We start from the raw sequence: 24,970 nt of genomic DNA, 5'->3' as shown, positions 1-24,970 counted from the left end.
AGATATATTTAGATAATGGAACGATATAGAGAAGTACCAGAAATAAATCGGCTAATAATATTTCCTCGTCATTTAAGAGAAGGATTGGAGTTTGCCAAAAATCAGGGCTACTACGACATATTAATAAATGTCGGTAGCACTACGTCGTGTAAGCATAGATTAAATGTAAGTTTAATATGTGAATATGATTTTATTGAATCCTTGACTATTTTGGGGTACGACTATACCATAGAACCGTGCAATCTAAATCAACTAAGTGTTTTACCTCACTTACATAAACTTGGGCTTTGGGTTGATAAGGTCTTTACTATCGATTTCAGCTTATTTCCAAAACTTGAAGAATTAAAATATTATCATACCAAACATACAATAAACATTGATACTTTAATAAATTTGAAACAACTGCATATCTATAACTTTAACTCTAAAGAATTAGAGGAATTAAAAAACATGGTTTCATTAGAAAATCTAACATTATGGGATGCAAAAAATACTAACTTAAATGGCTTACATCAACTCACAAACCTTAGGAATATTGAAATTGTCCGTTCAAAAAAATTGTCAAACCTTGATGGGTTATGTAAAGCAGATAAACTTGAGTCAATTCAAATATATTCTTGTAATAGTTTGAATGATCTGAGAGCATTAAAGGATATACCTAAATTAAAACAGCTTTCAATTGAAAAATGCAAGCAACTTAACGATTTGTCTCAGTTAGCTCCCAATCATTCAATAGAAGCCATTTATATATCAATCCTTAAAGACCTTGATTTTGTAAAAACGATGTATAATCTTAAAAAATTGGCTTTTGATGATGTTATAAGTGGGGATTTATCTCCTTTGTTTGAATCCGAATCACTTGAATCTGTAAGTATGGAATCTAAAAAGAAATATGGATATTCTGAAGGTGAAGTAAATAAAATGCTTATTAGAAATAAAGATTGCGATAAAACAGATAAAATTCAAAAAAGGAAAGTCGCATATTTTGGTGAAATCGATATTAAACCTTCAGAAGAAGAAATTGACTGTGAAGTTATATTGGATAAAAAGAAGATTTATCTTGCTTTGAATCTTTTTGATGGTGTACCAGAATATGATTGGCTGAATGAATATGAGGATTATGCAAGCAATTTGCTACAATATAAGAAAGCTATTGATGATTATATTGTAAGAGATTATGATTCAAATGGAAAAGCGAAAGAATATATTGATTTCCATGTTGAAGAACTGGATAAATCGAGCATAAACAAAATATTGAAAAAAACGGAATCTGATACTACAATAGAAAAAAGGCTACTATCAGTTTTGAAATTGGAAAGAGTAGGATTCTATCCCGGAGATGATGATTATGCTGTATGGGATTATACCATAGGAAAAAATGTAACAGATCGGTTAATAATTGTTGTTACAGATAATAATGGAAATATAAAAGAAATAACAACAGAAAGCTAAGTTTATTAATAATAATGTTACTAACAAGGTCGAGATAACAGCTAAACGCCGTTCCCCGCTGAACCATTACCAACAAATAGCGTACATATATGAATAATACAACAAAAGTAAGAATTGTATATGAATGTAGCATAATAGGCATTGTTTTGCTGACATTCTTAAAAAGTATGTTCCCATACATGGGGGCATGGTGGCAAGTAGCTATTATCGCTTCACTTGTAGGACTATGGTTCTCGTTGTCTTATCTGAAACGTCATAATTATAGATGGGGTTTCAGCTACATAGAAAATCACTTATACATTGACCTGTTATTGAAAGTACAGAAATGGTTTCAGAACGCTACAATCATAGCCCTATTGATACCTGTCTTCTTAACAGACCTCATGTATAATCATTTTTGTTTTGTAGCATATATATTGCTTGTAGGCATGTTCTTAGGTGTGAAGTTGGCTACTTACACTGTAGAGTACGCCATATATAAAAGCAAATTCATTGGAAACAAAGGAAGATAACCCCTGAACGGGTGTTTTCCACCAAACCATTATCAAATATGGAACAACGGATTACATCATTATTGCAGCCCGCTCCCGAAGCGGGACTGAAAGTAGCTTGCAAGGAGTTAGACAACAAGGTAACATGGCTGGTACATAACAGCCGGAAGATGGACAATTATTTGGAACTGGAGCCATTCAGCCGGGACGAACGTCTGTGCGGCTGCGTGTGCGACACGCTCCGAAACCTGCCGGAAACGCCTACGCTGGCGGCGTACAAGGACTACAAGGCAATCATCATCCTGCTGGGCATATCCACCACGCATTACGCCATCTTGGACGAGCTGGCTGAACAGCACCGCAAGCGGGGCGACATCCCCGAACTGACCGCCTACTGCGATGCCCTCCACTGGATGCGTCCGGGCAGGCAATACCTCTGCAACGTGTACAATACAGTGTGTTATGCCTTCCACCAACTGCGACGCAATCCGGTAAAGGACAATGTGCTGTTGGTATCAGAAAAAGAGTTGCGCCACGCCGAACGGATGCTGCCGGAACTGGGCAGGCAGACATTCACTGAAATGGTGCGTCTGAAAGGGTACAAGGTCTATGATGCCGAAGAACTGGCGGAAAAATGCGGCATGGAATATGGCTCGTTCCGGCGCAAGATGAAGAAAGTCACCGGGTACACGCCCAAGGAATGGGTGGTGAAGGAACGGGCGAAGGACGTGGAACACTATTTGAAAAACACGCACCTCACACTTACCGAAGTAGCGTTCACCACCGGATTCTCATCAACCTCGAACCTGAACGATTTCTGCCAGGCTTACCTACTCGACACTCCGGGTGAAATCCGCAAAAAATGGCTGAAAACAAGAAAATGCACAGATAGCGGAATGTAATGCGCAAAATGAAGAATGGGGTGGATTGCTGATGCCCGTAACTTTGTGCTTTCATCAACGGAATAAGCACAAGATATGGAAAACAAAATACCGCTCCAAACCTATTTTGACAACCTGTTGCAACGGGTGGAATTACAAATACAGGACTATGAGGACAATGCAGGCGACCTGCTGACGTTGTGCCGTCTGTGCGTAGATTATCTGCAAGAAGTCCTCGGCGAACTGAAAGCCTTCATCATCACCTACCGCTTTGCCAGCCCGGAAGAGGAAATACACTTCTTCAAGGCACAGAAGCCGCACCTCGTGAGCAAAATCATCTATTACAACACCGTCTATCAGACCGAACTGCGTTTTCCCAGCGGCAGCATAGAAGTTCAGAAAGCCTACCTACGCTCCGAAATAGACCGAATAAGTACGTTCTTCCAGAAGAATCTGAGCTTTTACCAATACTACCGTACGAAAGCCACCTATTTGGACAATAAGTATTTCTTGCGTGGCAAACCTGACATACAGATACTTGTCGATAACTTCCACTACGAGACAGACCCACAGTTCAGCACCAGTTACGACTTCAAGACCGCCAAAATCATAGCCAACGGGCTGCTGGAAATCTATCTGACCAACCGCCTGAACGAACTGGACAAACGGGAACAGCGCAAGGAGATAAAGAACGGTTATGCCGGGAAGCCCGTGCGCTGGACAGGCACAAAGCGGGCGTTGGTGGAACTCATCTATGCGCTTGACACGGTGGGATGCCTGAACAAAGGGACGCTGGACATCAAGGAGATAGTCGCCTATTTTGAAGAAATGCTGGACATCGACCTCGGCGATTTTTACCACTGCTACATGGAACTGAAAGCCAAAGCCAAGGACAGCACCAGCTTCCTGACCCTGTTGCGAGAACGGCTCAGGCTGCGCATGGACGAGCAGGACTGAACACGACCGTTTAACATACTTTATTTCGCCACAGGTGGGTAAGCCTGTGGCGTTTTATTTTCCCGTTAGGCTGAACTTTGCGGCGAAATCAATAAAAGTTAGCGATATGGACGTAATAACAATGGAATCGAAAGCCTACAAGGAACTGGACAACAAGATTACCGCCATAGCGGATTACATTTTTAACCGCCTTGAAGCGGAAAAGCCTAACGAGGATGACATGTGGGTGGACAGTTACGAAGTCTGCACCTTTTTGAAAATCAGCGAAAAGACCCTGCAACGGCTGCGGGTGTCGGGGACTATCGCCTATTCCAATATCCGGGGCAGGTATTTCTACAAGGTCAGCGAGATACGCCGGATGCTGGAAGAACGGCTGGTAAAGAGCAACAAGGAAAACATCGACAACCTGATAACCAACCACCAACTGTATGCTAAGGAAAGAAGAAATCTTAGAAAGGACAAATAACGGCTTGTCGGTGTTCAAGCACTACCTGCCCGGTAACTGGCGCATCGGTCGGAACTTCCTCAATCCGCTGTACGAGGACAGCAAGGCTTCCTGCAACATTTACTTTGACCGACACAGCGGCATGTACAAGATGAAGGACTTCGGCGATGACAGTTACAGCGGCGACTGCTTTTTCCTCGTGGGGCAACTGAAAGGGCTGGACTGCAACCGGGCTTCGGACTTCATCGAGATACTGGCGACCATCGACCGTGATTTGGGATTGGGACTGGCTGCGGGTACTCCGATAGCCATACCCCAAACGAACCATAACCGGAAAGTATCAAGCAAGAGCGAAGAAACCTCCGAAAAGCCCGCCAAGCCCTACCAGTTCCGGGAACAGAAGTTCACCCCCGCCGAACTGGAATACTGGCGGCAATACGGCATCACGCCCGAACTGCTGGAGCGGTACAAGGTCTGTTCACTCCGGGAATACCGCAGCGAAACGGTGGAGGGGAAGCCATACGCCTACATTTCATCAGCGGCAGAACCGATGTACGGCTACAAGGGAAAACAGCATATCAAGCTGTACCGACCGTTCTCCACGCCCCGCTTCTTCTACGGCGGCAGCTTCGGCGAGAACTATTGCTTCGGGTTGGAACAACTGCCCGCCAAAGGCGATACATTATTCATCACGGGCGGCGAGAAAGACGTGCTTTCGCTGGCGGCGCATGGTTTCCATGCCATCTGCTTCAACAGCGAAACGGTAACTATTCCGGCAAACCTGATTTTCAGGCTGTCTTTCCGCTTCAAACACATTGTCCTGCTCTATGATACAGACAAGACGGGCAGGGAAAGTGCCTGCAAGCAAGAAAAGTCATTGGCGGAGTTTGGCGTGAAACGCCTGTTACTTCCGCTTCCGGGTACGAAAGAGGAAAAGGACATCTCCGACTACTTCAAAGCCGGGAACACCCGTGAGGATTTCCTGAAACTGTTCATCGAATTTTTAGACAACCTGTATAGCGACACACTCATCATGCTTAAATCGTGCGAGATAGACTTCAATAACCCGCCTGCCAAAGCGCAGGTGATTATCTCGGCGGGCGATGTCCCGCTGGGTACGCAAGGCAACCTGTTCGGCATCACGGGCGGCGAGGGAACGGGCAAGAGCAACTATGTAGCCGCCATCGTGTCGGGCTGCGTATGCCCGGCGGATGCGGAGATAGACACGCTCGGCATCCACGTAACACCCAACAATAGGCGCAAGGCGGTCTTGCTCTATGACACCGAACAGTCGGAAGTACAGCTTTTCAAGAACGTGAGCAACCTGCTGGCACGGGCAAAGCTGCCCGGCAAGCCGGACGAACTGAAAGCCTTCTGCCTGACGGGGATGTCCCGGAAAGAACGCCTGAACGCCATCGTGCAGAGCATGGACAAGTTCTATTACCAATATGGCGGCATCCAACTGGTGGTCATTGACGGCATCGCCGACCTTGTAAAGAGTGCCAACGATGAAGCGGAAAGCGTGGCGGTGATAGACGAACTCTATCGGCTGGCGGGCATCTACAACACCTGCATACTTTGCGTGCTTCATTTTGTCCCCAACGGATTGAAACTGCGTGGGCATCTGGGCAGAGAACTGCAACGCAAGGCGGCTACCATCCTTTCCATCGAGAAGGACGAAGAACCCACGCAGTCGGTGGTGAAAGCCCTTAAAGTGCGAGACGGAAGCCCGCTGGACGTGCCTCTGATGCTTTTCGCTTGGGACAAGGGAGCCGGGATGCACGTGTACAAGGGCGAGAAACCCCGTGAGGAAAAGGAGAAACGCAAGGAAAGGGAACTGGTGGGCGTAGCCCGCGATATTTTCGGCAGGCAGACACACATCACCTACATAGACCTTTGCGAGCAGTTGCAACAGGTCTTGGACATCAAGGAGCGGACAGCCAAAAGCTACATCCGCTTCATGCGGGAGCGGGAAATCATCCTGAAAGACCCGGCGAACCAGAGTTATTTCATGATTGGTCTCATTTAATCCGGCGGCTTATGTATATCGACAAGGAAAACTTCGAGGCATGGATGGAGCGCATCATGGACAGGCTCGACATGCAGGACAAAAAGATAGACCGCCTGCTGAACAGCCAGAACTGCTTGGACGGTGAAAAACTGCTCGACAATCAGGACTTGTGCTTTATGCTCAAAGTGAGCGTCAAGACCTTGCAGCGTTACCGGAAGAAAGGCATACTGCCCTACCTGCTGCTGGACGGGAAGTATTATTACCGGGCAAGCGACATACACAAGCTGATTCGTGAGCGCACGGATTAGCGGGTGTTTTTATCATCGTTCAATTATGTAATCCTGTTTTGTCGCGAGACAAGGCAGGATTTTTTGGTCTCATGCCAAATTGTTCCGGTTATTTGATTAACTTTGCAAAAGTTACATAGAGAATAACGGCGACGGGCGGCATCTTGCCGTGCTTTCGTCTTTATATATAACATATACGTTCGCCGAACGTCCCAATGCGAAAACTGGCACTTTTCAAAATGAGGGGATATTCAGCGCAGGATATGCTATGCCTTGTCATAGCGTGGTCTTGCCTGTTTCCTCATTTGGGTATGCCAGTACCTCGCATTGAAGCAGTGTAAGAGCCACGCTTCTTTTTTTAGGTCTTGGCGGACAGTTGGATAGGAATTATTAAACTGTTAAATACCGGATAAGATGAAACAAGTAAAAGCGCACATCGCCGTATCTCTGGACGGGCATATAGCCACGTTGGACAATGAACTGGACTGGTTGCCCGGTAAAATAAAAACTATCGTCGGCAAACACTGTCAGGAAGCCGACTGCCTGCTCATGGGAGCGAACACCTACAACTATATCTTTGAGCATTGGGGAGGGTGGCCGTACAAAAGCCAGCGGTCTTTTGTCGTGTCGCACCACGATACCAATGTCACGCCGGGCTGCGGCGTGGAGTTCCTGACCGAAGAACCGCTGCGCAGAGTCTATGAGCTGAAACAGGCGCATGACATATTGGTGGTGGGCGGCGGCAAACTGCTTACCTCGCTGATAAAAGCCGAACTGTTGGACTGTCTGACCCTATACACCGTCCCGGTGATGGTGGGCAAAGGCATCGGTTTCATCGGGGAAACCTTCGGCTCTAAATGGAAACTGTCGGAAAGCGGGGTACTGGATGGCGGGGTTGTTCGTTCAACCTACTTGTTTGAGGGATAGAAGATGCGCCCGGCTTTGTTCTCCGGGCGCAAACCGTTGGATTGCCATCGGCAAAACGGGTTACTTCTTCGGTTTTCCTTTCTTCTCTGGGAACGAGAAAGCGACATTGAACTGTTCGTCCAGCACCAGCGAAGCGTCGAAAGCCTTGCCGTTCTTGCCCTTGAAGCCTTTAATCAGCCCGGTCTTGCGTTTCGTCACCAGTTCGACAATCTGTTTATCTGTAAGTTGTTTGTCGCACTTGCTGCGGAATATGGTCAGCGTACAGTCCACGTTGGAACACTTCGCCACTTTCGGGTAGAACAGGATGCGCCCGCTGCCGCACTTGGGACACGGGCAGGTCTCGCCGCTGGCGAAGGACAACTGCACCGACAACAGTTCCGCCGTGATTTGGGCGGCGTACACCTCGATGCCCTTGCGGAACGTGTCGGCATCCATGCTGCCCGCTTCTATCTTGGCGAGGGCGGTTTCCCACATGCCCGTCATCTCCACATCGGCAATCTTCTTGTCCTTGACAATCCGGTAAACGGCAAGTCCTTTGTCGGTCGGCACAAGGTTCTTCTTCTCCCGCACGATGTACTGGCGGGCAAACAGTGTCTCGATAATCGCCGCACGGGTGGCTGGCGTACCTATCCCGGCATCTTTCAGGCTGGCTTTCAGTTCGGCATCCTCCAGTTCCTTCCCGGCGTTTTCCATTGTCGCCAACAGGCTGCTTTCCGTGTGCAGCGGTTTCGGCTTGGTCTGCTTTTCGAGCAGATCCACGCCGGAAAGCGGCAAGGTCTGTCCCTCTTGAAGCGGCGGCAGGGTGGCGGTATCTTCATCTTCGGTGTCCTGCTCACTGAACACGGCACGCCAACCCGCTGTTTTCATCACAGCTCCTTTTACCGTGAAACCGGTATCTCCGGCGGACAACAAGGCGGTGGTAACGTCTTTCACGCACTTGCCCGAAAAGGCTTCCAGCATACGCCCGGCTACCATTTCATAAATAGCCCGTTCGTCTTTTGAAAGTTCGCCCGGCAGGTTCTCGGTAACAATCAGGGCATGATGGTCAGTTACTTTACCATCATTCACGCTGCGGCGGTTCAGGGTTGCGCCATCCAGCCCGGCGGCATATCCGGCAAAACGTGGGTATCGCTCCAAAAGGGCGATGCGTTCCGGCATTTCCTCGAAAACATCCTCCGAAATATAACGGCTTCCGGTTCTCGGATAAGACATCACTTTCTTCTCGTACAGGCTCTGCGCTATGGAAAGCGTCTTGTCCGCCGAGAAGTTCAATTTCGTATTGNTAGTTGTTATTGCTTTGGATAATCTTTTACTTTGGATAATCACGCCCGGCATCGGTGGCGACAATAATCCTGTCGCACTGATCGAACACCTCCTTAATCACTTTCAACTGTTTCAACACGCCGGGGTCTGCCTTGTAGCCTTTCTCGGCTTTCACCTGACGGGGGATAAGCCGGAAGTCCGCCGGGATTATCGGCAGGCTCTCCCTGCGGAAGTTCGCCACGCCGTAGGCTTCGGGCATGGCAAGCTGGATGAGATGCCCGAACGCCCATGTTACCATATACCCGTTGCCGGAAAGATACCCGTCATTCTTCTGTGTCGCCCCGATGATGCGGGCGATGTCCTTAGCCACGCTGGGCTTTTCTGCTATCAGTGCTATCATAATGTTTTATGTTTTAGGAGTTGTTTTTATCGTTTCAAGCCTCTGGACTTCTTGGGCTTGTCCGCTTTCAGGGCTTTGTCCTGCGTTTTCTCTTGCTTCTCTTTCTGTTTGGCGGTGGGCTTGTCCTGACCCTGTTTCAGCGGCTCTTGGGTCTGCTTGGTGGCTTCGTTGGTCTTGCCCTCCGTATTGACCGCCACCTGCGTCCGGCTCTCGGCGGCGGGGGTAACGTCTTTCGGTTGTACCTTGCCGGGGGACTTCCCTTGTGCGCCGGGCTGCACATGACCGTTGAACTCCACGCCTTGCCCGTCTTTCACTCCGGCTACCTGTTGCTGTGCGGGTTGCTGTCCTTGCTGCAAGGCTTGCACGGCTGACCTTGGCAGGAACTCCAAGCCACGCTCCACCGCACTGACTTGCAGGCAGGCACTGCGCCTTGTCCCGTCCTTGAATTGCAGGTTCTCCATCCTGACCGCTTTCCCGGCTTCAAAGGCGGCTTTCTGCTCCGGGCTTACTTTCACGCCGCAAACGCTGTCGGGACATTTCCATTTGTCCGCCCGCATGTATTCCAGTTCGTGCGTGTGCCTGTCCCGGCTGATGAACACGGGGATTTGCCCTCCGCTTTTCGGGTCGGTGATTTGGGCGACACCGCCCAGATTGCCGATATGCTGCAAGTTCCCTTGTTCCTGCTTGGAAAACTCATGCCCGTTATATGGGCGTTGCAGCAACTTTTCGTCCTGCTGTACACCATGCAGCTTGGGGACTATCGTGCCGTCCTTCGCCTGATAGAAAGACAGCTTGACATCGGTCGGTCTGAGGTAGAAACCGCCTATCGTCCCCGAAACGGTATAGGTGTTGCGGGATTTGTAGCCACGCATCACCCGGTCGAAGTCCTTCGTGTTTTTCAGGGTGTCGGCGGTGATGCCCACTTTTTTCAGGCTTTCCCAATCAATCTTCGCCGGGTCAAAGCGGTAGCCCTGCTTGGATTCCGGGTTGTCCGGTTTCGGTACACGGAGTGCTTCCACCTGTTTGTCGCCCTCCGGCGTGGGGTTGCGGTGGTTGTCCTCGATAGCCTTTGCGTTTTGTTCCACCTCCGATGCCTTGCAGCGGAACAAAGCCAGCCCCTCGGTGTCCTGAAACTTGCGGTAGAAGTTGGCGACAAGGTTGCTGATGATGTCGCCGTTCCTGTCCACCTGCATGAACTCGCCGCCCTGTATCGGCGGTACGGTCTGCAAGTTGCCTTCCTTGTCGAATCCTTTAACGGCACTCACTTTCCCCTGCTGTTTGTCCAAGACCAGCAGCACGTCCTTTTCCTGCCCCTCTGCGGGCGGGGTCATTCTGTTTTCGCTCATAAATCATTGAAATTAAACGGTTGCGGGAATAGTCCCGTCCAAAGGTAGCGACTAAATATGCTATATTTTGACGGGCGGCAAGGGGTGTCCGGCTTTGTCCGGCTGTGGGTAGATTTGTCCGGATATAATAAATCTCCAACTGGCGGTTGGATGAATTGAATGCGCCTTCGGCAAAATATTTGTTATGTTTTTGCTTGTAATTACATAATATATTATCTTTGCATCGGAAACAACGGAGATTAAAGATATGGCTTCATTCAGGAAAGAAATACTTGGGCAGATTGAACGGATAGATGCCGGACGTATATTCACGTTCCGGGATTTGTCGTTCGATGCGGAAAAGACAGCTAATGTTGCGGTGCTGCTCTCCGAACAGAGCCGCAAAGGGCTATTGGTGCGGATTGAAAAAGGTGCGTACTACCGTCCCAAAAAATCTGTGCTGGGGTTGGGGAAACTGCCCGTCTATCAGGATGAACAGTTCCGCTACCTTACTGGAAAACTGAATGGCTATATCACGGGGGCTTACATCTATAATAAAATGGGGCTGACCGAACAAGTCGCCACGACCATAACGATAGCCACTCCAAATCCGGTACGCCGTTTCCGTTTCAAGAATTTGGACGTGGAGTGCGTGAAAGCCTACTGCATGGACTGTTCGGATGAAAGCCTTGTGCCGTACTTGCGGCTGCTCGATGCGATAAAGGACATGAAACGCATACCCGGAACAACCGGGCAGGACATCTACAACCGGGTCAAAAGCCAATATTTCAACGGGTATAGCCTGCCGGAACTGAAAAAAATAGTATCTTTGGCAAAAAGTTACCCGCCACGTGTCAGAAAGACGGTTACGGACATACTGGGCGACATCGGGCAAACCGTGCTGCAAGCGGAAATGGCAAAGACGCTCCTTCCCACAACACGGTTCAACTTGGATTACAGAACAGCATAAGGAAGAATTATGAATTTACATTCGGACAAGGAAGCGTTCAAGGAAATCATCGCACTGGCGGCTGAGCATTTCGGCTACGAACAGTCGCACGTGGAAAAGGATTACTGGGTATCTAAGATACTGCGGGATATTTCCCTGTCCGAATATGCGGATAAGACCTACTTCAAAGGCGGCACTTCGCTTTCCAAAGCCTACGGGCTGATAGAACGCTTTTCGGAAGATTTGGACTTGTTCGTGTTCACCGGGAACATGGAAGCGTCCAAGCAGGCGGAAAAGACTTTGAACAAGAAACTTTCCAAATACATTATCGAACAGAATAATGGCATTTACAAAGAGGAACTGTCGGAAACGGGCGGTAACTACCGCAAACTGTATTTCTCGTATGACAATGTATTCCAAGGCGTGGGGCTGAAAGAGCATTTGGAAGTAGAAATAAAATCCTGCGACCTGCCAGACAAAAGGCTGATGTTCTACCCGGCGGACAAGCGGGTTATCAAACCGATAACAACCGCCTTTCTTGAAAGCATCGGGCAAGAGGAACTGATAAGCGTTTACGGACTGGAAAGTTTTGAGATGCAGTGCATCAACCCACGAAAGACTATCTGCGACAAAATTTCAAGACTGGTAAAGCTATCCTACAACGAGGATGCCAGCGCACTGCTGGCAAAACATATCCGTGATGTGTACGACCTCACAGCATTGTACCACAATCAGGAATATAAAAGCTACCTGCAATCTGACGATTTTTTGGAAGCCATGTTCCGGGTAACGGTAGAGGACGGATTAAATAAGAACTCCCGTTCGCACCTGTCGCTGGCTGACGCACCGATATTCAAGGATGCCGACACTGTCATGGCATTGCCCGAAGTGGCAACGGCGTACACTGCCGATTTGAAAAAGCTGACCTTTGACAAAACCAAGATGCCGCTGATAAGCAAGGCTGTGGAAGCATTGAAGAACCTGCATGGAATACTGGTGCGCTTTGAAACCTACCGCTCCCAAAAACAGAATGAGGAACAACCATAAAACAATATCCGGCTATTCCTCGTTCTCTATACATTATTATATATAGCTATTCTTCCTCGTCCTTAATCAAATGGCATAGCTCCGGGTCGTTCTTAATCCGGGTTATCTCGTCCTCGACAATCTGCCGGACTTCCTGCCGGATGCGCTCGTAGTTGGCTTGTATTTCTTCCTGCATCCGGTCGTTGCCGTCCTTGTCGGTGAAGTCGATAATCTGCGGCAACTTCACGTAACGGGCGGTTTCCCGCTTCACCTTCTCGTTGTCCACCACAATTTCACAATGGAAAATCTTCTGCTCTATCCGCTCGTCGAAATTGTCCGCCACCGCCCCCACGAACATCCCTTGCGTGAGGTTTGATATTTTGCTGGCAGGTATCAGGCTGTCCATCTGGGTGCTTATCGAGGTGGACTTCTCCCGCTGGTTGATGGTCATGCTCTGCCGCTTCTGCAACACCTTCCCGAAACGCTCCGACAATATCTTTGCCGTCTCGCCGACCACCTGACCGCTGAACACGTTGCCCACCGTGTTTTGGATAACCTTGCTTTCCTTGTCCCCATAGTCACGGGTAAGCTGGCTGTAATCCTGAAAGCCCAGCAGAACCGCCACCTTGTTGCTTCGGGCGGTCGCAATCAGGTTGTCAAGACCACGGAAATAGATAGTGGGCAATTCGTCTATAATCACCGAACTTTTAAGCTGACCTTTCTTGTTTATCAGCTTCACTATTCTACTGTTATACAATCCCAGTGCCGCCGAATAAATGTTCTGGCGGTCGGGATTGTTACCGACAACCAGTATTTTAGGCTCTTTCGGGTTGTTTATATCCAGCGAGAAATCATCACCCGTCATTACCCAGTAAAGTGCCGGGCTTATCATACGTGAAAGCGGTATTTTGGCACTCGCTATCTGCCCCTGCAACTGCTCTTGGGCATCTGATTCCCAAGCGTCCACGAACGGGGAAAGATAATTTTCCAGTTCCGGATAGCTGCGCAAAATCGTGAACACATCGGCGTATTTCTTGTTCAACAGTTCAATGGCATGGGGAAACGTGCAATACCTGCCGCCCTGATAGATGCGCAAGTACCAAATGATAGCCGCCAAAAGGATAATCGGGCTTTCCACGAAGAAGTCGCCCTGCTTGGTTATCCAACTGCGATTGAGGTTGAGCATAATCGTATAGCTGGCTTCGTAAGCGTCCGCTATGTCCGACATGAAGCTGGCGTTTATCGGGTTACATCGGTGGCTCCTGCGTGGGTCGTCAAAATTGATAATGTAAAACTTGGGCTTGACTTTATAGCCGTCCAAATGCGTGAGCAAATGATTATATGCTATTTCCGACAGGTCGGGAAACTTATAATCATAACAATAGAGTGCAAAACCCTTCTCGATTTGCTGTTTTATGTAATTGTTTACTACTGCGTATGACTTTCCGCTTCCAGGCGTGCCCAGCACAAGGCTGGCACGGAACGGGTTCACCACATTTATCCAGCCGTTGTTCCATTTCTTCTTATAATAGAAACGGGTGGGCAGGTTTATCGAATACTCGTTCTCGATAAGCCGGGTTTCCTGCTGGAAACTCTCGTTCTCGGTGTTAAAGACGTCATCCATAAGGTTGTTCTTCAACAGGCGGGACATCCATGTACCCGCCATGAGCAGGCATATATAGCCCGCAGACAGCGTGGCGATGTAAAATGCCGTGTCCGCCGTATGCGGCAAGGGTAGTTCCAGCAGCCACCAGTTCAGGAAAAACAGGACGAAACCCACCGCAAGACAGCAATGTATCTTCGTCCAAGTTATCTTCTCGTTCTTCACCCCCTTTGTCCCGATGCATGACAGGGCGAGAAACACCACCGCAAAAAGTTTCGTCCACAGCATGGACGAGAACAGCCCGGTGGTACGCTGGAAGTTCCACAAAATCTTGTCAATCACCTCAAAGGTTACTCCCCATCCTTTCAGACTGGAGTAACAGAACCAGTACACGTTTATTCCCACGAATAAGATACTTATGGCACGCATAAAGTCCATGACCCTTGCAAGCCCCCTCAAATCATCTTCCTGTTGCATAGTCGTATGTTTTTAAGTTATTCGATGCGTCTTGTGCGCTTCTTTTTCTTCTTTCTCTTTTGCCCGGCGGTGTCCTGCGGCGGTTCTTCTCCTATGGAAGATCCGCCGAACACCCCGCCCAGTCCGCTGACCGGAAGCCGTGCCGCCGTATGCGGCTGCTGCGTGCAGTCCTGCCCTTGTCTCCGCTGCGGAGCAACGTTTTCGGTCTGTCCCGTTTGGACATCCGAATACAGGTCATTGAACACGTTCGCCGAAAACTCCTTGCCCAAACGTGAACCGTTCAATACCACCCGGCTGTCGTGGTCGATGAACGTAACGCCATAGATGCGCCCGCTGTCGTTCTGCCGGAACACCACGTCAATGCCCTGCCGTTTCAGTTCCTGTTCAAACTTTTGTCGGTTACGGGCGGTCTGCATGGCTGCGGCGACAATCTTCCGGGTACGCTCTTTCAGCTTCCCGTCCTTAATCGTTTTGCCAGACTTTTCCATCCTGCACAACACCGCTTCGTAGCCCACCGACTTGCCGATGCGGGATGCCTTTACCGAGTTGCCCACCTTTTCGCCCTTATCGTCCGTGGTGGAATAGACAATGCCCTGATAGGATCTGCCGTTTATTTTCCCCTTGACTTCCTCGGCGCACACGTTGCAGGTGGCAAGCAACGCCCTGTACTCCCCGAACGACTGGAAGCGGTAGCCGTAACAAGCCGCTTTCACGGTATTGCCAATCTGGTGCTTCACGTCTCCGGCTGCGTAATCGACCTTTTTAAGTTCGGGGCGTTCGGCACGTTCCTTTCTCTCCGCCGGATGCAGGTTGTATTTCCGTTCTAGTTCACGGGTAATCTGCTTGCTTCTCCGGTGCTCGAACCTGTCATTCAGCGGCTTGCCGTTTTCGTCCACCCGTAAGCCCACGATGTGGATATGGTGGCGGTCGATGTCCTCGTGTTTATAGACCAAATAAGGCTGGTCGCCATAGCCCAACTTCCGCATATACTCCCGTGCGATGTCAGACAACTGCTGGTCTGAAAGCACGTCTTCTGGGTGCGGGTTTATGGAAATGTGCAATATCGGCTTCTTGGTAGACAAATGGACGGGCATCTGCATTTCAAAGCTGCGCATACACCCGCCGATGCTGGAATGCCCGTCCTCGTCCAACTGCATTTTATTGGAGAAAAGCACCTTCGCTTCCCCGTTGTCCACCTTTTCCTGATTGTATGCCAGTGCGCCGAACATGGAACTTCCCGTACTTATTTTGGCAACCATAGTTCCCTGCACTCGTTTGTCAGGTCGATAACCTGACGGTTCAACATAGCCAGTTCGGTAGTCGCTTTCTCCAGTTTATAGAGAAAAGCCAGTGCCTTTTTCTCCGAAAAGTTACTATTTAGAGCCTTTACCACTTGATTGTAATTGACCGCTACCGCTCTGAATTGTGCATAAAATTCGGTCAGTCGGGCGCAATACTCGACCGCCGACTTGTCCACTTTCACCACCCGGAACGAATCGCCGAAGATACGTGCGGCGATGAAACGGGACTTGCTCGAAACGCCCGACTGCTCCCACTGCGAGAGGAAGCGGGCGTTCTCCCGGTCGTTCAGGTAAAGGACATGGCGATGTTTCGCCGGGTCTTGGAGGGCGGGGCGACCGCCCTTGCTGTTTTTCCTTGTTTCCATACTTCCTTGAATTAAAAAATCACGACTTCGGAGTGGTTTTTACCCCCGCAAAGGGCAAGGCGTTTTCAGGCACGGAAAACGGTTTCGTGTGCCACGAAACACACCTTGCTATTTTCTGGCGAAAATCGAAAATCCGTCCGGGACGGATTGGGGTCTGCATCAGGCGGCAAGCCCTACCGTCCACCAGCACCGTTACACGTTTTTACCCCCTTGCGGCTCGCTACTCCGCTACAAAGTAACGGTGATTTATAATGCTGTAAAATAGGTAGTTGGTGGACAAAACGGGACACGAAAGGACAAATCGGGACACATCTAAAAACGGACGTTTTTTCTCCTTTTATTTGCATAAGATTTCAAGATTGAAAGACACATTTCAATCAGGCAAGAACGGTTGAAAGCAGGATTTCAAGAAAACGTGATTGCTGGATTTCAAGAAAGAATGAAAGCAGGAAAGCAAGATTGAAATAAACCAGTCTTTCCATATTTCAAGCCTGCAATATGGAAAGCCCGAATGATTGGAAGCAATAAACAAATATATCAACCAATAATGAACGGAAGCAATATGGAAAACGAGAAAACACCCCTTTATGTCGCCTTTTCCACCCAGAAGGGCGGGGTCGGCAAAACCACCTTTACCGTGCTTGCGGCAAGTTACCTCTATTACCTCAAAGGCTACGATGTGGCGGTAGTCGATTGCGACTACCCGCAACACTCCATTGCCGGGATGCGCAAGCGGGATGCCGAACAGGTCGGGGCAGACGAGGATTACAAGCGCATGGCGTATGAACAGTTCACCCGTCTGGGGAAGAAAGCCTATCCGGTGCTGTGCAGTTCGCCCGAAAAGGCGATAGCCACGGCTGACGGATATACGGCAGAAGCCGGACACGCGCCGGACATCGTGTTTTTTGACCTGCCGGGCACGGTGAACAGCGAGGGCGTGATAAACTCCCTTGCGGGCATGGACTATATCTTCACCCCGATTTCCGCCGATAAGGTGGTTCTTGAAAGCAGCCTGTCGTTTGCGGTGGCTATCCAAAAGCTGCTGGTGAGGAATGAAGCCTGCCGACTTGCCGGGCTGTACCTCTTCTGGAACATGGTGGACGGTCGGGAGAAAACCGACCTCTATGCCGCCTATGACAAAACGATAAAGGAACTGGAACTGCCGCTGATGAAAACCTTTATCCCCGACACCAAACGCTACAAAAAAGAACTGGTGACGGACAGGAAGGCGGTGTTCCGCTCCACGCTCTTTCCCGCCAGCCGCCCGCTGGTAAGGGGCAGCAACTTGGAAGAACTGATAACAGAAATGATGTATTACATTAAATTACAATGATATGGCAAAGCAAAACGGCACTCTGCCGAAAATAGACGAGGATTTCATGCGGGAACTTATCTCGCAGGGTGTCCCAACCAAGCAGGACAAGCAGCCGGAGGACATACCGAACCCCGGCGGTGAAACGGGCATCCCCCAAGAGGGACAACAGACGGAAACGGTACGGATGGAGAAACCGACACCCCGCAGGCGCAAGGGTTGCACGGGCGACTACCGGGAAACCTACTTCCAGAAAGTGGAACTGGCAGACCGACAACCCTTGTACGTGAGCCGAGCCACCCACGAGAAACTGATGCGTATCGTGACGGTGATAGGCGGGCGCAAGGTGACGGTAAGCAGCTACATGGAAAATATTCTGCTGCGGCACTTCGAACAGTACCAGGACGAGATAAACGCCTTGTACGAAAGCCACTTCCAAAAGCCTGTCTGACTATGGTAACCTATTGCATACTTACCGGGCTTCTGGTGTACTATATCGCCCTGTGGCTGTGGTATCGCCATGCGGACAACAGGCGTTCCGAAAAGGGAACAAATGATAAAACCGTTCCCGAAAGTCAGGCGGACGGCTACACGCTGATAGGCGAGAGCCGCTACAAGGGTGGACTAATCGGGACAGTGCAGGACAAATCGGGACACCTCCCGCAAGCGGTTGAAAATGATACTATTTTTACGCCGCAGGCTGCCGGGAAGCCGGAGGAAAGCGTTTTTGAAACACTGCCCGAAGAGGACGGGACACCCGATTATGAGGACGAGGAAATAGCCGGGTACATGGATGGGGACGATGATACGGGCAGGGCTGCGGGCGTGAGCTTTGAGGAACTGGGCGAAGCGGTACGAACGGCGAACGCTGACAACTCTACCGAAGCGGAACAGCGGCAAGCCGCCGGAACGCTGGCACGGATTGAGGGGACGAACCTCTACGATGCGGTGGTGGAGAACATCAACGGCGGGCTGGCAAGGGTGGCGGAACTGCTGAAACGGAATGAAGCGGGGCTGGTTACGGCTACCGTTCCTACCGGAGCTACCCCACCTGCAAGCGAGGAATACGAATCGTTCAATATGAACGACTTCCTGTAATATAATAATGTATGGCAATATGAAGCAACGAGATTACGGTTGATTGACAACCCAAGAACCGACAGGCGGCATCCGTGCCGCAACCACTAAAATTCCAATTTCAATTATTCACCAGCCGGGAGTGGCGGACTATCCACCCGCCGCCCGGCATAAAAACAAATCGCAATGAGAAAGAAAATCTTCTTGTCGGCGGTTCTCCTTGCCGCCGTATTGAGTGCCCACGCACAGGGCAACGGGCAGGCGGGTATCACCGAAGCCACCAATATGATAACCAGCTACTTCGACCCCGGCACGAAACTCGTGTACGCCATCGGTGCGGTCTGCGGGCTGATTGGCGGGGTAAAGGTCTATAACAAGTTTTCGAGCGGCGACCCGGACACGTCAAAGACCGCCGCAAGCTGGTTCGGGGCGTGCATCTTCCTGATTGTCGCCGCCACTATCCTGCGCTCGTTCTTCCTCTAAACCTGCGGCTATGTCTGAATATCCGGTAAACAGGGGCATCGGCAAGCCCGTGGAGTTCAAGGGGCTGAAAAGCCAGTACCTTTTCATCTTTGCGGGCGGCTTGCTCGCCGTGTTCGTGGTGTTCATCATCCTGTTCATGGCAGGTGTGAACCAGTGGCTATGTATCGGTTTTATCGTGTCGGCTTCGCTGCTGCTCGTGTGGCAGACGTTCCGGCTCAACGCCAAGTACGGTACGCACGGGCTGATGAAAGCCGCCGTCCGCAAAAGACATCCCCGCTTCATCATCAGCCGAAAGGCGATACCCAGATTATTCACCTATAAAAAAAGAAAGGAAGAAAGACCATGAGGAATATGTTAAAGGCTACCACGCTGGAAAGGAAATTTCCCCTTTTGGCGGTGGAGAACGGCTGCATCATTTCAAAGGATGCCGACATAACGGTGGCTTTCCGGGTGGAACTGCCCGAACTGTTCACCGTCACCAGTGCCGAATATGAAGCCATACATTCGGCATGGTACAAGGCAATCAAGGTACTGCCCAACTATTCCATAGTACACAAGCAGGACTTCTTCATCACGGAGAACTACCAGCCCGACACCGGAAGGGACGAACTCAGTTTCCTGTCCCGGAGTTTTGAGCGGCACTTCAATGAACGCCCGTTCCTGAACCATTACTGTTATCTGTTCCTGACAAAGACGACAAGGGAGAGAAGCCGCCGACAGAGCGATTTCTCCACCCTCTGCCGGGGCAGGATTGTTCCGCAGGAGATAGCGGACAGAGAAACGGCTATGAAATTCATCGAAGCGGTCGGACAGTTTGAAAGGATCATGAACGACAGCGGGTTTGTCACGCTTACCCGGCTGGCGGCACCGGAAATCACCGGGCAGGACGGAAAGGCTGGCATCATCGAGAAATACTTCTCGCTCTCGCAGACAGATACCACCTGCCTGAAAGACATCAGGCTTTACCCGGAAGAAATGCGTGTCGGGGACGACATACTGTGCCTACACACGCTTTCGGACGTGGAAGATTTGCCGGAAAAGGTCGGTACGGACACACGGTTTGAAAAGCTGTCCACCGACAGGAGCGACTGCCGCCTGTCATTCGCCGCCCCGGTGGGCGTGCTACTGTCATGCAACCATGTCTATAACCAATACATCTTCATAGACGACCATGCCGAAAACCTGAAAACGTTCGAGCAGACCGCCCGGAACATGCAGTCGCTTTCCCGCTACTCCCGTGCCAACCAGATAAACAAGGAATGGATAGACGAGTACCTGAACGAAGCGCACAGCAAGGGGCTTGTTTCCGTGCGCTGCCACTGCAACGTCATGGCTTGGAGCGATGACCGGGAGGAACTCAAACGCATACGCAACGATGTGGGAAGCCAGCTTGCCCTGATGGAATGCAAGCCACGCCACAACACGGTCGATACGCCCACGCTCTTTTGGGCGGGCATACCGGGCAACGAGGGGGACTTCCCGGCGGAAGAAAGTTTCTACACGTTCTTGGGGCAGGCTCTCTGCCTGTTCGTGGAAGAAACGAACTACAAGAGTTCGCTTTCGCCCTTCGGCATCAAAATGGTGGACAGGGTAAGCGGTCGCCCGCTGCACATCGACATATCAGACCTGCCCATGAAGAAAGGCATCACGACCAACCGCAACAAGTTCATACTTGGGCCGAGCGGCAGCGGGAAGTCTTTCTTCACCAACCACATGGTACGCCAGTATTACGAGCAGGGGGCGCACGTGCTGCTGGTAGATACGGGCAACAGCTATTTGGGGCTGTGCCAGCTTACCCACAACCGCACGCACGGCGAGGACGGGATTTATTTCACCTACACCAACGAGAACCCGATAGCGTTCAACCCGTTCTATGTCGAGGACGGGGTATTTGACATAGAGAAGAAAGAGAGTATCAAGACCCTTATACTCACCCTGTGGAAGCGGGACGATGAAGCCCCGAAGCGGTCGGAAGAAGTGGCGTTGTCCAATGCGGTAAGTGCCTATATCGAACGTATCACGGGCGACAGGTCGGTAACACCCTGCTTCAACACGTTCTACGAGTTTGTCCGGGACGAATACCGCCGACAGCTTGAACGGAAGAATGTCAGGGAAAAGGACTTTGACATTGACGGCTTCCTGAACGTGCTTGAACCCTATTACAAGGGCGGCGAGTATGACTACCTGCTCAACTCCGACAAGGAACTGGACTTGCTGCACAAACGCTTTATTGTCTTCGAGCTGGACAATATCAAAGACCACAAGATACTGTTCCCGATAACGACCATCATCATCATGGAAGCCTTTATAAACAAGATGCGCAAATTGAAGGGAATAAGAAAATTAATCCTGATTGAAGAAGCGTGGAAAGCGATAGCGTCGGCGAACATGGCGGACTACATAAAATATTTGTACAAAACCGTCCGAAAGTATTTCGGGGAAGCGATTGTGGTAACGCAGGAAGTGGAGGATATTATTTCCTCGCCTATCGTGAAAGAGAGCATCATCAACAATTCGGACTGCAAGATTCTGTTAGACCAAAGGAAATATCTCAACAAGTTCGACAGCATACAGAACCTCTTGGGACTGACCGACAAGGAACGTTCGCAAATATTGTCCATCAACATGGCGAACCATCCCGGACGGAAGTACAAGGAAGTGTTCTTCTCGCTGGGCGGCACGCAGTCGGCGGTGTACGCAACGGAAGTTTCGCTGGAGGAATATTACACGTACACGACCGAAGAAAGCGAGAAAACGGAACTGTTCGCCCTTGCCGACAAGCTGGGCGGCAACCTTGAACTGGCTGTCAAACGGCTTGCGGAGAGCAAAAGAAATCCCGGATTATCAACCACCTAAAAATAAACGATATGAAATTAATGGACAATCTGATTTACACGCTGCTGTCCGCCTGCCTGCTGGCTGGCTGCAAGGACAGTGAAAGCAAGGAACTGGAAAGGATGCAGGGCGACTGGGTACACGTCAGGGGACACCCGGCTTTCACACTCACGGAAACGGACGGCAGATACACCGTCACCCGTAAAGCGAATGTCAGGGGCAGGGTACTGGAAACTACTTATCCGGTGACAGAGCGGAACGGCTGCCTGTTCATTGAAACAGGCTTCGGCATACAGTTCACCTACGACAAAAAGAACGACCGGATAACGCTCCTGCCCGGCGGCGAATACAGGCGTGTTACAAATCCTAAAAACAAAAAATGATGAAAAGAACGATTCTTCTTATGGCGGTATGCCTGTGCTTCATGGGCAGGGCATCCGCCCAGTGGGTGGTGTCAGACCCCGGCAACTTGGCTCAGGGCATCATCAACACCGCCAAACAGATTGTGGAAACGGCGGGAACGAAAGCCAACACCCTGAACGGCTTTCTGGAAACGCAGAAGATTTTCCAGCAGGGGAAAGCCTATTACGATGCGCTCAAATCCGTGCATGATGTCGTCAAGGGCGGTATCAAGGTGAAGAAAAGCATCGAACTGGTGGCGGAAATCTCCGAAATCTACGTCAGGAACTACCAAATCATGCTCGCCGACCCGTATTTCACGGCGGACGAGCTGGCGACCATATCCTCCGGTTATGCCATGCTGCTGGACGAGAGTTCGGACGTGCTTCAGGACTTGAAAAATGTCGTGAACATCACGGGCATGTCTCTGACGGATGCCGAACGGCTGGCAATCATCGACAATGCCTACCGAAGCCTGATGAACTACCGCAATCTCGTGAACTACTACACCCGCAAGAACATTTCCGTGTCCTACCTGCGGGCAAAGAAAAAGAACGACACCGACCGGGTGCTGGCTCTCTACGGCTCGGCGGATGAACGCTACTGGTAACATCAAACGGACATGCCTATGTTATTAGCAGTGGATTTTGACAACCTGCACCAAGTGCTGCGGGTGCTGTATGACGAAATGATGCCCCTGTGCGGCAACATGACGGGGGTAGCCAAAGGGATAGCCGGGCTGGGTGCGCTGTTCTATGTAGCCGCCAAGGTATGGCAGTCGCTCGCACGGGCGGAAGCCATAGACGTTTACCCGCTTCTACGCCCATTTGCGCTGGGGCTGTGCATCATGTTCTTCCCCACGTTCGTGCTGGGGACTATCAACACGGTGCTGTCGCCGATTGTGAAAGGATGCAGCCAGCTTATGGAAACGCAGACCTTCGACATGAACGAGTACCGGGCACAGAAAGACAGGCTGGAGTACGAAGCCCTGATGCGAAGCCCGGAAACGGCATACCTCGCTTCGGACGAGGAATTTGACAGGCAACTGGAGGAACTGGGCTGGTCGCCCTCCGACATGGTTACCATGACGGGCATGTACATGGACAGGGCGGCATACAACATCAAAAAATCCGTCCGGGACTGGTTCAGGGAACTGCTGGAAATACTCTTTCAGGCGGCGGGGCTGATTATCGACACGCTGCGCACGTTCTTCCTGATAGTGCTCTCGATACTGGGTCCACTGGCGTTCGCCCTTTCCGTCTATGACGGTTTCCAAAGCACGCTGACCCAGTGGTTCTCACGCTATATCTCCATTTACCTGTGGCTTCCCGTTTCCGACCTGTTCAGCAGCGTGCTGGCTCGCATACAGACGCTGATGCTCCAGAAGGACATCGAGCGGCTTTCAGACCCGAATTTCATTCCTGACGGGAGCAGCACCGTGTATGTAATCTTCATGATTATCGGCATCGTGGGGTATTTCACCATTCCGACTGTGGCAAGCTGGATTGTGTCGGCTGGCGGCACGTCCGCCTACAACCGCAACGTGGCAAGAGCCGGGTCGGTCGCAGGAGCGGTGGCAGGTGCGGCAAGCGGGAAGATTGCCGGAAAACTTCTCAAATAACCAACTTCAATTTTTAGAATATGGAATTTAAGTCATTAACGAACATCGAAACGAGCTTCCGGCAAATCCGGCTCTTTGCGCTGGTATTCATCTGCCTGTGCGCACTGGTTACGGGCTTTGCCGTATGGAACTCGTACAGCTTCGCCGAGAAGCAGCGGCAGAAGATATACGTCCTCGACAACGGCAAGAGCCTGATGCTGGCACTCTCGCAGGACATGGCGCAGAACAGACCGATTGAAGCGAAATCGCACGTGAAGCGTTTCCACGAACTCTTTTTCACGCTCTCGCCCGACAAGGACGCCATCGAGGGAAACATCAGACGCTCCCTGTTCCTCGCCGACAGGAGTGCGTTCAACTATTACAAGGACTTGGCGGAAAAGGGCTACTACAACCGGGTGATTTCGGGCAACATCAACCAGACGGTGGAGATTGACAGCGTGAAATGCGACTTCGACCAGTACCCCTACAAGGTGAGAACCTATGCCCGGCAGCTTATTGTCCGGGAAAGCAGCCTGACGGTCAGAAGCCTTGTAACCACGTGCAGGCTCCTGAACGCCACACGCAGCGACAACAACCCGCACGGCTTCATCATGGAAGCGTTCACGATTGACGAGAACAGGGATTTGCAAACCATTAAACGATAGCCTTATGGAGAGAAAACAAAATTATATCGAAAGGATGCGGGACTGGGCGGATGAACGCCTGCGCCGCCTGTGCGGGCGTATCACGCCGGGCAAGCGGCTGGCGGTCATCCTCGTGATGTCCGCCCTGTTCGGCGGCTTGTCCCTCTATATCACCGTTTCGTCCATTTACAGCATCGGGAAACGGGACGGGCAAAGGCTGCAAATCGAACACATCCGGCAGTTCCCGCTGCACGGTAACGACAGTATCAATCTAACAAACAGACCTGAATATGGAAGAAGTACAGAAAAATGAACCGGGCAGACAGCCCGAAAAGGAGAAGAAGCCCAAACGGGAACTTTCCCCGAAAGAGGTGCAGCGGCGCAGGAAAATGATAGTCTTCCCGCTGATGTTCCTCGCCTTTGCAGGGTGCATGTACCTGATATTCGCCCCCTCCGGCAA

The 24,970-nt window shown here is 50.6% G+C and carries 24 protein-coding genes and 3 pseudogenes; 22 read left to right on the top strand and 5 right to left on the bottom strand.

Annotation, left to right across the window (positions count from 1 at the left end; genetic code table 11):
• Positions 1-15: 15 nt before the first annotated feature.
• The 8 genes and pseudogenes from BN2628_RS17005 (at position 16) to BN2628_RS04895 (ending at position 7,451) form a co-directional block, all read left to right on the top strand.
• A complete protein-coding gene (locus BN2628_RS17005) occupies positions 16-1,452 on the top strand; it encodes a DUF2004 domain-containing protein (protein WP_257606399.1) in 1,437 nt (478 codons plus the stop codon).
• An 89-nt stretch (positions 1,453-1,541) separates the two neighbouring features.
• Positions 1,542-1,964 (top strand): hypothetical protein, encoded by a 423-nt coding sequence (locus BN2628_RS04925; protein WP_026320188.1) that lies wholly within the window; start codon positions 1,542-1,544, stop codon positions 1,962-1,964.
• A gap of 38 nt (positions 1,965-2,002) precedes the next feature.
• Positions 2,003-2,845, top strand: a complete 843-nt coding sequence (locus BN2628_RS04920; RefSeq protein WP_044230519.1) for a helix-turn-helix domain-containing protein — start codon at positions 2,003-2,005, stop codon at positions 2,843-2,845.
• Between the two features lie 31 nt (positions 2,846-2,876).
• Positions 2,877-3,781 (top strand): annotated as a pseudogene (locus tag BN2628_RS04915) (RteC domain-containing protein).
• A gap of 34 nt (positions 3,782-3,815) precedes the next feature.
• On the top strand, positions 3,816-4,247 hold the full coding sequence (locus BN2628_RS04910) for a helix-turn-helix domain-containing protein (protein ID WP_074024007.1): 432 nt from the start codon (positions 3,816-3,818) through the stop codon (positions 4,245-4,247).
• Positions 4,210-6,255, top strand: coding sequence for an AAA family ATPase (locus tag BN2628_RS04905; RefSeq protein WP_055096348.1), 2,046 nt, complete (start codon positions 4,210-4,212; stop codon positions 6,253-6,255). Before BN2628_RS04910 ends, BN2628_RS04905 begins: the two co-directional genes overlap by 38 nt.
• 11 nt (positions 6,256-6,266) lie before the next feature.
• Entirely contained in the window at positions 6,267-6,545 is a 279-nt protein-coding gene (locus BN2628_RS16750; protein WP_074024005.1) for a helix-turn-helix domain-containing protein, read from the top strand.
• Between the two features lie 393 nt (positions 6,546-6,938).
• Complete coding sequence (locus tag BN2628_RS04895; protein WP_044230523.1) at positions 6,939-7,451, top strand: dihydrofolate reductase family protein; 513 nt, start codon at positions 6,939-6,941, stop codon at positions 7,449-7,451.
• A gap of 60 nt (positions 7,452-7,511) precedes the next feature.
• Here the strand turns inward: BN2628_RS04895 and BN2628_RS04890 are convergent.
• Positions 7,512-9,114, bottom strand: a pseudogene (locus tag BN2628_RS04890) (DNA topoisomerase).
• 26 nt (positions 9,115-9,140) lie between these two features.
• Positions 9,141-10,460 carry a DUF3945 domain-containing protein gene (locus tag BN2628_RS04885; RefSeq protein WP_055096346.1) on the bottom strand — a complete coding sequence of 440 codons (1,320 nt, stop codon included), beginning with the start codon at positions 10,458-10,460 and terminating at the stop codon, positions 9,141-9,143.
• A gap of 247 nt (positions 10,461-10,707) precedes the next feature.
• Between BN2628_RS04885 and BN2628_RS04880 the strand changes: the two genes are divergently transcribed.
• Positions 10,708-11,409 carry a hypothetical protein gene (locus BN2628_RS04880; protein WP_055096344.1) on the top strand — a complete coding sequence of 234 codons (702 nt, stop codon included), beginning with the start codon at positions 10,708-10,710 and terminating at the stop codon, positions 11,407-11,409.
• 9 nt (positions 11,410-11,418) lie between these two features.
• Positions 11,419-12,435, top strand: coding sequence for a nucleotidyl transferase AbiEii/AbiGii toxin family protein (locus tag BN2628_RS04875; RefSeq protein ID WP_055096342.1), 1,017 nt, complete (start codon positions 11,419-11,421; stop codon positions 12,433-12,435).
• A 46-nt stretch (positions 12,436-12,481) separates the two neighbouring features.
• Here the strand turns inward: BN2628_RS04875 and mobC are convergent, their stop codons facing one another.
• Genes mobC through mobA form a run of 3 tightly spaced genes read right to left on the bottom strand, consistent with a single transcriptional unit; the run spans position 12,482 to position 16,160 of the window.
• The gene (gene mobC, locus BN2628_RS04870) at positions 12,482-14,494 is read right to left on the bottom strand and encodes a conjugal transfer protein MobC (protein WP_055096341.1); all 2,013 of its coding nucleotides are present in this window, start codon (positions 14,492-14,494) and stop codon (positions 12,482-12,484) included.
• 17 nt (positions 14,495-14,511) lie between these two features.
• Positions 14,512-15,753, bottom strand: coding sequence for a conjugal transfer protein MobB (gene mobB / locus BN2628_RS04865; protein WP_055096339.1), 1,242 nt, complete (start codon positions 15,751-15,753; stop codon positions 14,512-14,514).
• Positions 15,738-16,160, bottom strand: coding sequence for a conjugal transfer protein MobA (mobA, locus tag BN2628_RS04860; protein WP_055096338.1), 423 nt, complete (start codon positions 16,158-16,160; stop codon positions 15,738-15,740). Before mobA ends, mobB begins: the two co-directional genes overlap by 16 nt.
• Before the next feature lie 547 nt (positions 16,161-16,707).
• Between mobA and BN2628_RS04855 the strand changes: the two genes are divergently transcribed.
• The 12 genes and pseudogenes from BN2628_RS04855 to BN2628_RS17220 form a co-directional block, all read left to right on the top strand.
• On the top strand, positions 16,708-17,493 hold the full coding sequence (locus tag BN2628_RS04855; RefSeq protein ID WP_055097069.1) for a ParA family protein: 786 nt from the start codon (positions 16,708-16,710) through the stop codon (positions 17,491-17,493).
• Between the two features lies 1 nt (position 17,494).
• Positions 17,495-17,923, top strand: coding sequence for a DUF3408 domain-containing protein (locus BN2628_RS04850; RefSeq protein ID WP_055096336.1), 429 nt, complete (start codon positions 17,495-17,497; stop codon positions 17,921-17,923).
• 2 nt (positions 17,924-17,925) lie between these two features.
• Positions 17,926-18,570, top strand: coding sequence for a hypothetical protein (locus BN2628_RS04845; protein WP_055096334.1), 645 nt, complete (start codon positions 17,926-17,928; stop codon positions 18,568-18,570).
• Positions 18,571-18,735: 165 nt separating this feature from the next.
• On the top strand, positions 18,736-19,032 hold the full coding sequence (locus tag BN2628_RS04840) for a DUF4134 domain-containing protein (RefSeq protein WP_055096332.1): 297 nt from the start codon (positions 18,736-18,738) through the stop codon (positions 19,030-19,032).
• 10 nt (positions 19,033-19,042) lie between these two features.
• Positions 19,043-19,378: a DUF4133 domain-containing protein gene (locus BN2628_RS04835; protein ID WP_055096330.1), complete on the top strand. Its 336-nt coding sequence runs from the start codon at positions 19,043-19,045 to the stop codon at positions 19,376-19,378.
• Positions 19,375-21,888, top strand: a complete 2,514-nt coding sequence (locus tag BN2628_RS04830; RefSeq protein WP_055096329.1) for a TraG family conjugative transposon ATPase — start codon at positions 19,375-19,377, stop codon at positions 21,886-21,888. Before BN2628_RS04835 ends, BN2628_RS04830 begins: the two co-directional genes overlap by 4 nt.
• Before the next feature lie 11 nt (positions 21,889-21,899).
• Positions 21,900-22,250, top strand: coding sequence for a DUF3876 domain-containing protein (locus BN2628_RS04825; RefSeq protein ID WP_055096327.1), 351 nt, complete (start codon positions 21,900-21,902; stop codon positions 22,248-22,250).
• Positions 22,250-22,876: a DUF4141 domain-containing protein gene (locus tag BN2628_RS16735; RefSeq protein WP_068856518.1), complete on the top strand. Its 627-nt coding sequence runs from the start codon at positions 22,250-22,252 to the stop codon at positions 22,874-22,876. The genes BN2628_RS04825 and BN2628_RS16735 overlap by 1 nt, the downstream gene beginning before the upstream one ends.
• Before the next feature lie 12 nt (positions 22,877-22,888).
• A complete protein-coding gene (gene traJ, locus BN2628_RS04815; protein WP_055096324.1) occupies positions 22,889-23,887 on the top strand; it encodes a conjugative transposon protein TraJ in 999 nt (332 codons plus the stop codon).
• 20 nt (positions 23,888-23,907) lie between these two features.
• A complete protein-coding gene (gene traK, locus BN2628_RS16730) occupies positions 23,908-24,531 on the top strand; it encodes a conjugative transposon protein TraK (protein ID WP_074024001.1) in 624 nt (207 codons plus the stop codon).
• Between the two features lie 4 nt (positions 24,532-24,535).
• Complete coding sequence (locus BN2628_RS16725; protein ID WP_074023999.1) at positions 24,536-24,823, top strand: TraL conjugative transposon family protein; 288 nt, start codon at positions 24,536-24,538, stop codon at positions 24,821-24,823.
• Positions 24,801-24,970 (top strand): annotated as a pseudogene (locus BN2628_RS17220) (conjugative transposon protein TraM); the annotation flags it as partial. The gene BN2628_RS16725 and the pseudogene BN2628_RS17220, both read left to right, overlap by 23 nt.

The organism is Gabonia massiliensis, from assembly GCF_001403595.1.
Taxonomy (GTDB): domain Bacteria; phylum Bacteroidota; class Bacteroidia; order Bacteroidales; family Coprobacteraceae; genus Coprobacter; species Coprobacter secundus.
Note: the sequence above shows the minus strand (reverse complement) of the source record. Positions and strands in the feature narration are given on the sequence as shown.

What these genes read in the sequence shown, in the direction of transcription:
- traJ (WP_055096324.1), top strand. Translation starts at nt 22,889, where the DNA reads ATGCCTATGTTATTAGCAGTGGATTTTGACAACCTGCACCAAGTGCTG.
- BN2628_RS04875 (WP_055096342.1), top strand. Translation starts at nt 11,419, where the DNA reads ATGAATTTACATTCGGACAAGGAAGCGTTCAAGGAAATCATCGCACTG.
- BN2628_RS04845 (WP_055096334.1), top strand. Translation starts at nt 17,926, where the DNA reads ATGGTAACCTATTGCATACTTACCGGGCTTCTGGTGTACTATATCGCC.
- BN2628_RS04850 (WP_055096336.1), top strand. Translation starts at nt 17,495, where the DNA reads ATGGCAAAGCAAAACGGCACTCTGCCGAAAATAGACGAGGATTTCATG.
- BN2628_RS17005 (WP_257606399.1), top strand. Translation starts at nt 16, where the DNA reads ATGGAACGATATAGAGAAGTACCAGAAATAAATCGGCTAATAATATTT.
- BN2628_RS04880 (WP_055096344.1), top strand. Translation starts at nt 10,708, where the DNA reads ATGGCTTCATTCAGGAAAGAAATACTTGGGCAGATTGAACGGATAGAT.
- BN2628_RS16725 (WP_074023999.1), top strand. Translation starts at nt 24,536, where the DNA reads ATGGAGAGAAAACAAAATTATATCGAAAGGATGCGGGACTGGGCGGAT.
- BN2628_RS04835 (WP_055096330.1), top strand. Translation starts at nt 19,043, where the DNA reads ATGTCTGAATATCCGGTAAACAGGGGCATCGGCAAGCCCGTGGAGTTC.
- BN2628_RS04840 (WP_055096332.1), top strand. Translation starts at nt 18,736, where the DNA reads ATGAGAAAGAAAATCTTCTTGTCGGCGGTTCTCCTTGCCGCCGTATTG.
- BN2628_RS04830 (WP_055096329.1), top strand. Translation starts at nt 19,375, where the DNA reads ATGAGGAATATGTTAAAGGCTACCACGCTGGAAAGGAAATTTCCCCTT.
- traK (WP_074024001.1), top strand. Translation starts at nt 23,908, where the DNA reads ATGGAATTTAAGTCATTAACGAACATCGAAACGAGCTTCCGGCAAATC.
- BN2628_RS04855 (WP_055097069.1), top strand. Translation starts at nt 16,708, where the DNA reads ATGAACGGAAGCAATATGGAAAACGAGAAAACACCCCTTTATGTCGCC.
- BN2628_RS04920 (WP_044230519.1), top strand. Translation starts at nt 2,003, where the DNA reads ATGGAACAACGGATTACATCATTATTGCAGCCCGCTCCCGAAGCGGGA.
- BN2628_RS04885 (WP_055096346.1), bottom strand. Translation starts at nt 10,460, where the DNA reads ATGAGCGAAAACAGAATGACCCCGCCCGCAGAGGGGCAGGAAAAGGAC.
- BN2628_RS04895 (WP_044230523.1), top strand. Translation starts at nt 6,939, where the DNA reads ATGAAACAAGTAAAAGCGCACATCGCCGTATCTCTGGACGGGCATATA.
- BN2628_RS04825 (WP_055096327.1), top strand. Translation starts at nt 21,900, where the DNA reads ATGAAATTAATGGACAATCTGATTTACACGCTGCTGTCCGCCTGCCTG.
- BN2628_RS16735 (WP_068856518.1), top strand. Translation starts at nt 22,250, where the DNA reads ATGAAAAGAACGATTCTTCTTATGGCGGTATGCCTGTGCTTCATGGGC.
- mobC (WP_055096341.1), bottom strand. Translation starts at nt 14,494, where the DNA reads ATGCAACAGGAAGATGATTTGAGGGGGCTTGCAAGGGTCATGGACTTT.
- mobB (WP_055096339.1), bottom strand. Translation starts at nt 15,753, where the DNA reads ATGGTTGCCAAAATAAGTACGGGAAGTTCCATGTTCGGCGCACTGGCA.
- mobA (WP_055096338.1), bottom strand. Translation starts at nt 16,160, where the DNA reads ATGGAAACAAGGAAAAACAGCAAGGGCGGTCGCCCCGCCCTCCAAGAC.
- BN2628_RS16750 (WP_074024005.1), top strand. Translation starts at nt 6,267, where the DNA reads ATGTATATCGACAAGGAAAACTTCGAGGCATGGATGGAGCGCATCATG.
- BN2628_RS04925 (WP_026320188.1), top strand. Translation starts at nt 1,542, where the DNA reads ATGAATAATACAACAAAAGTAAGAATTGTATATGAATGTAGCATAATA.
- BN2628_RS04905 (WP_055096348.1), top strand. Translation starts at nt 4,210, where the DNA reads ATGCTAAGGAAAGAAGAAATCTTAGAAAGGACAAATAACGGCTTGTCG.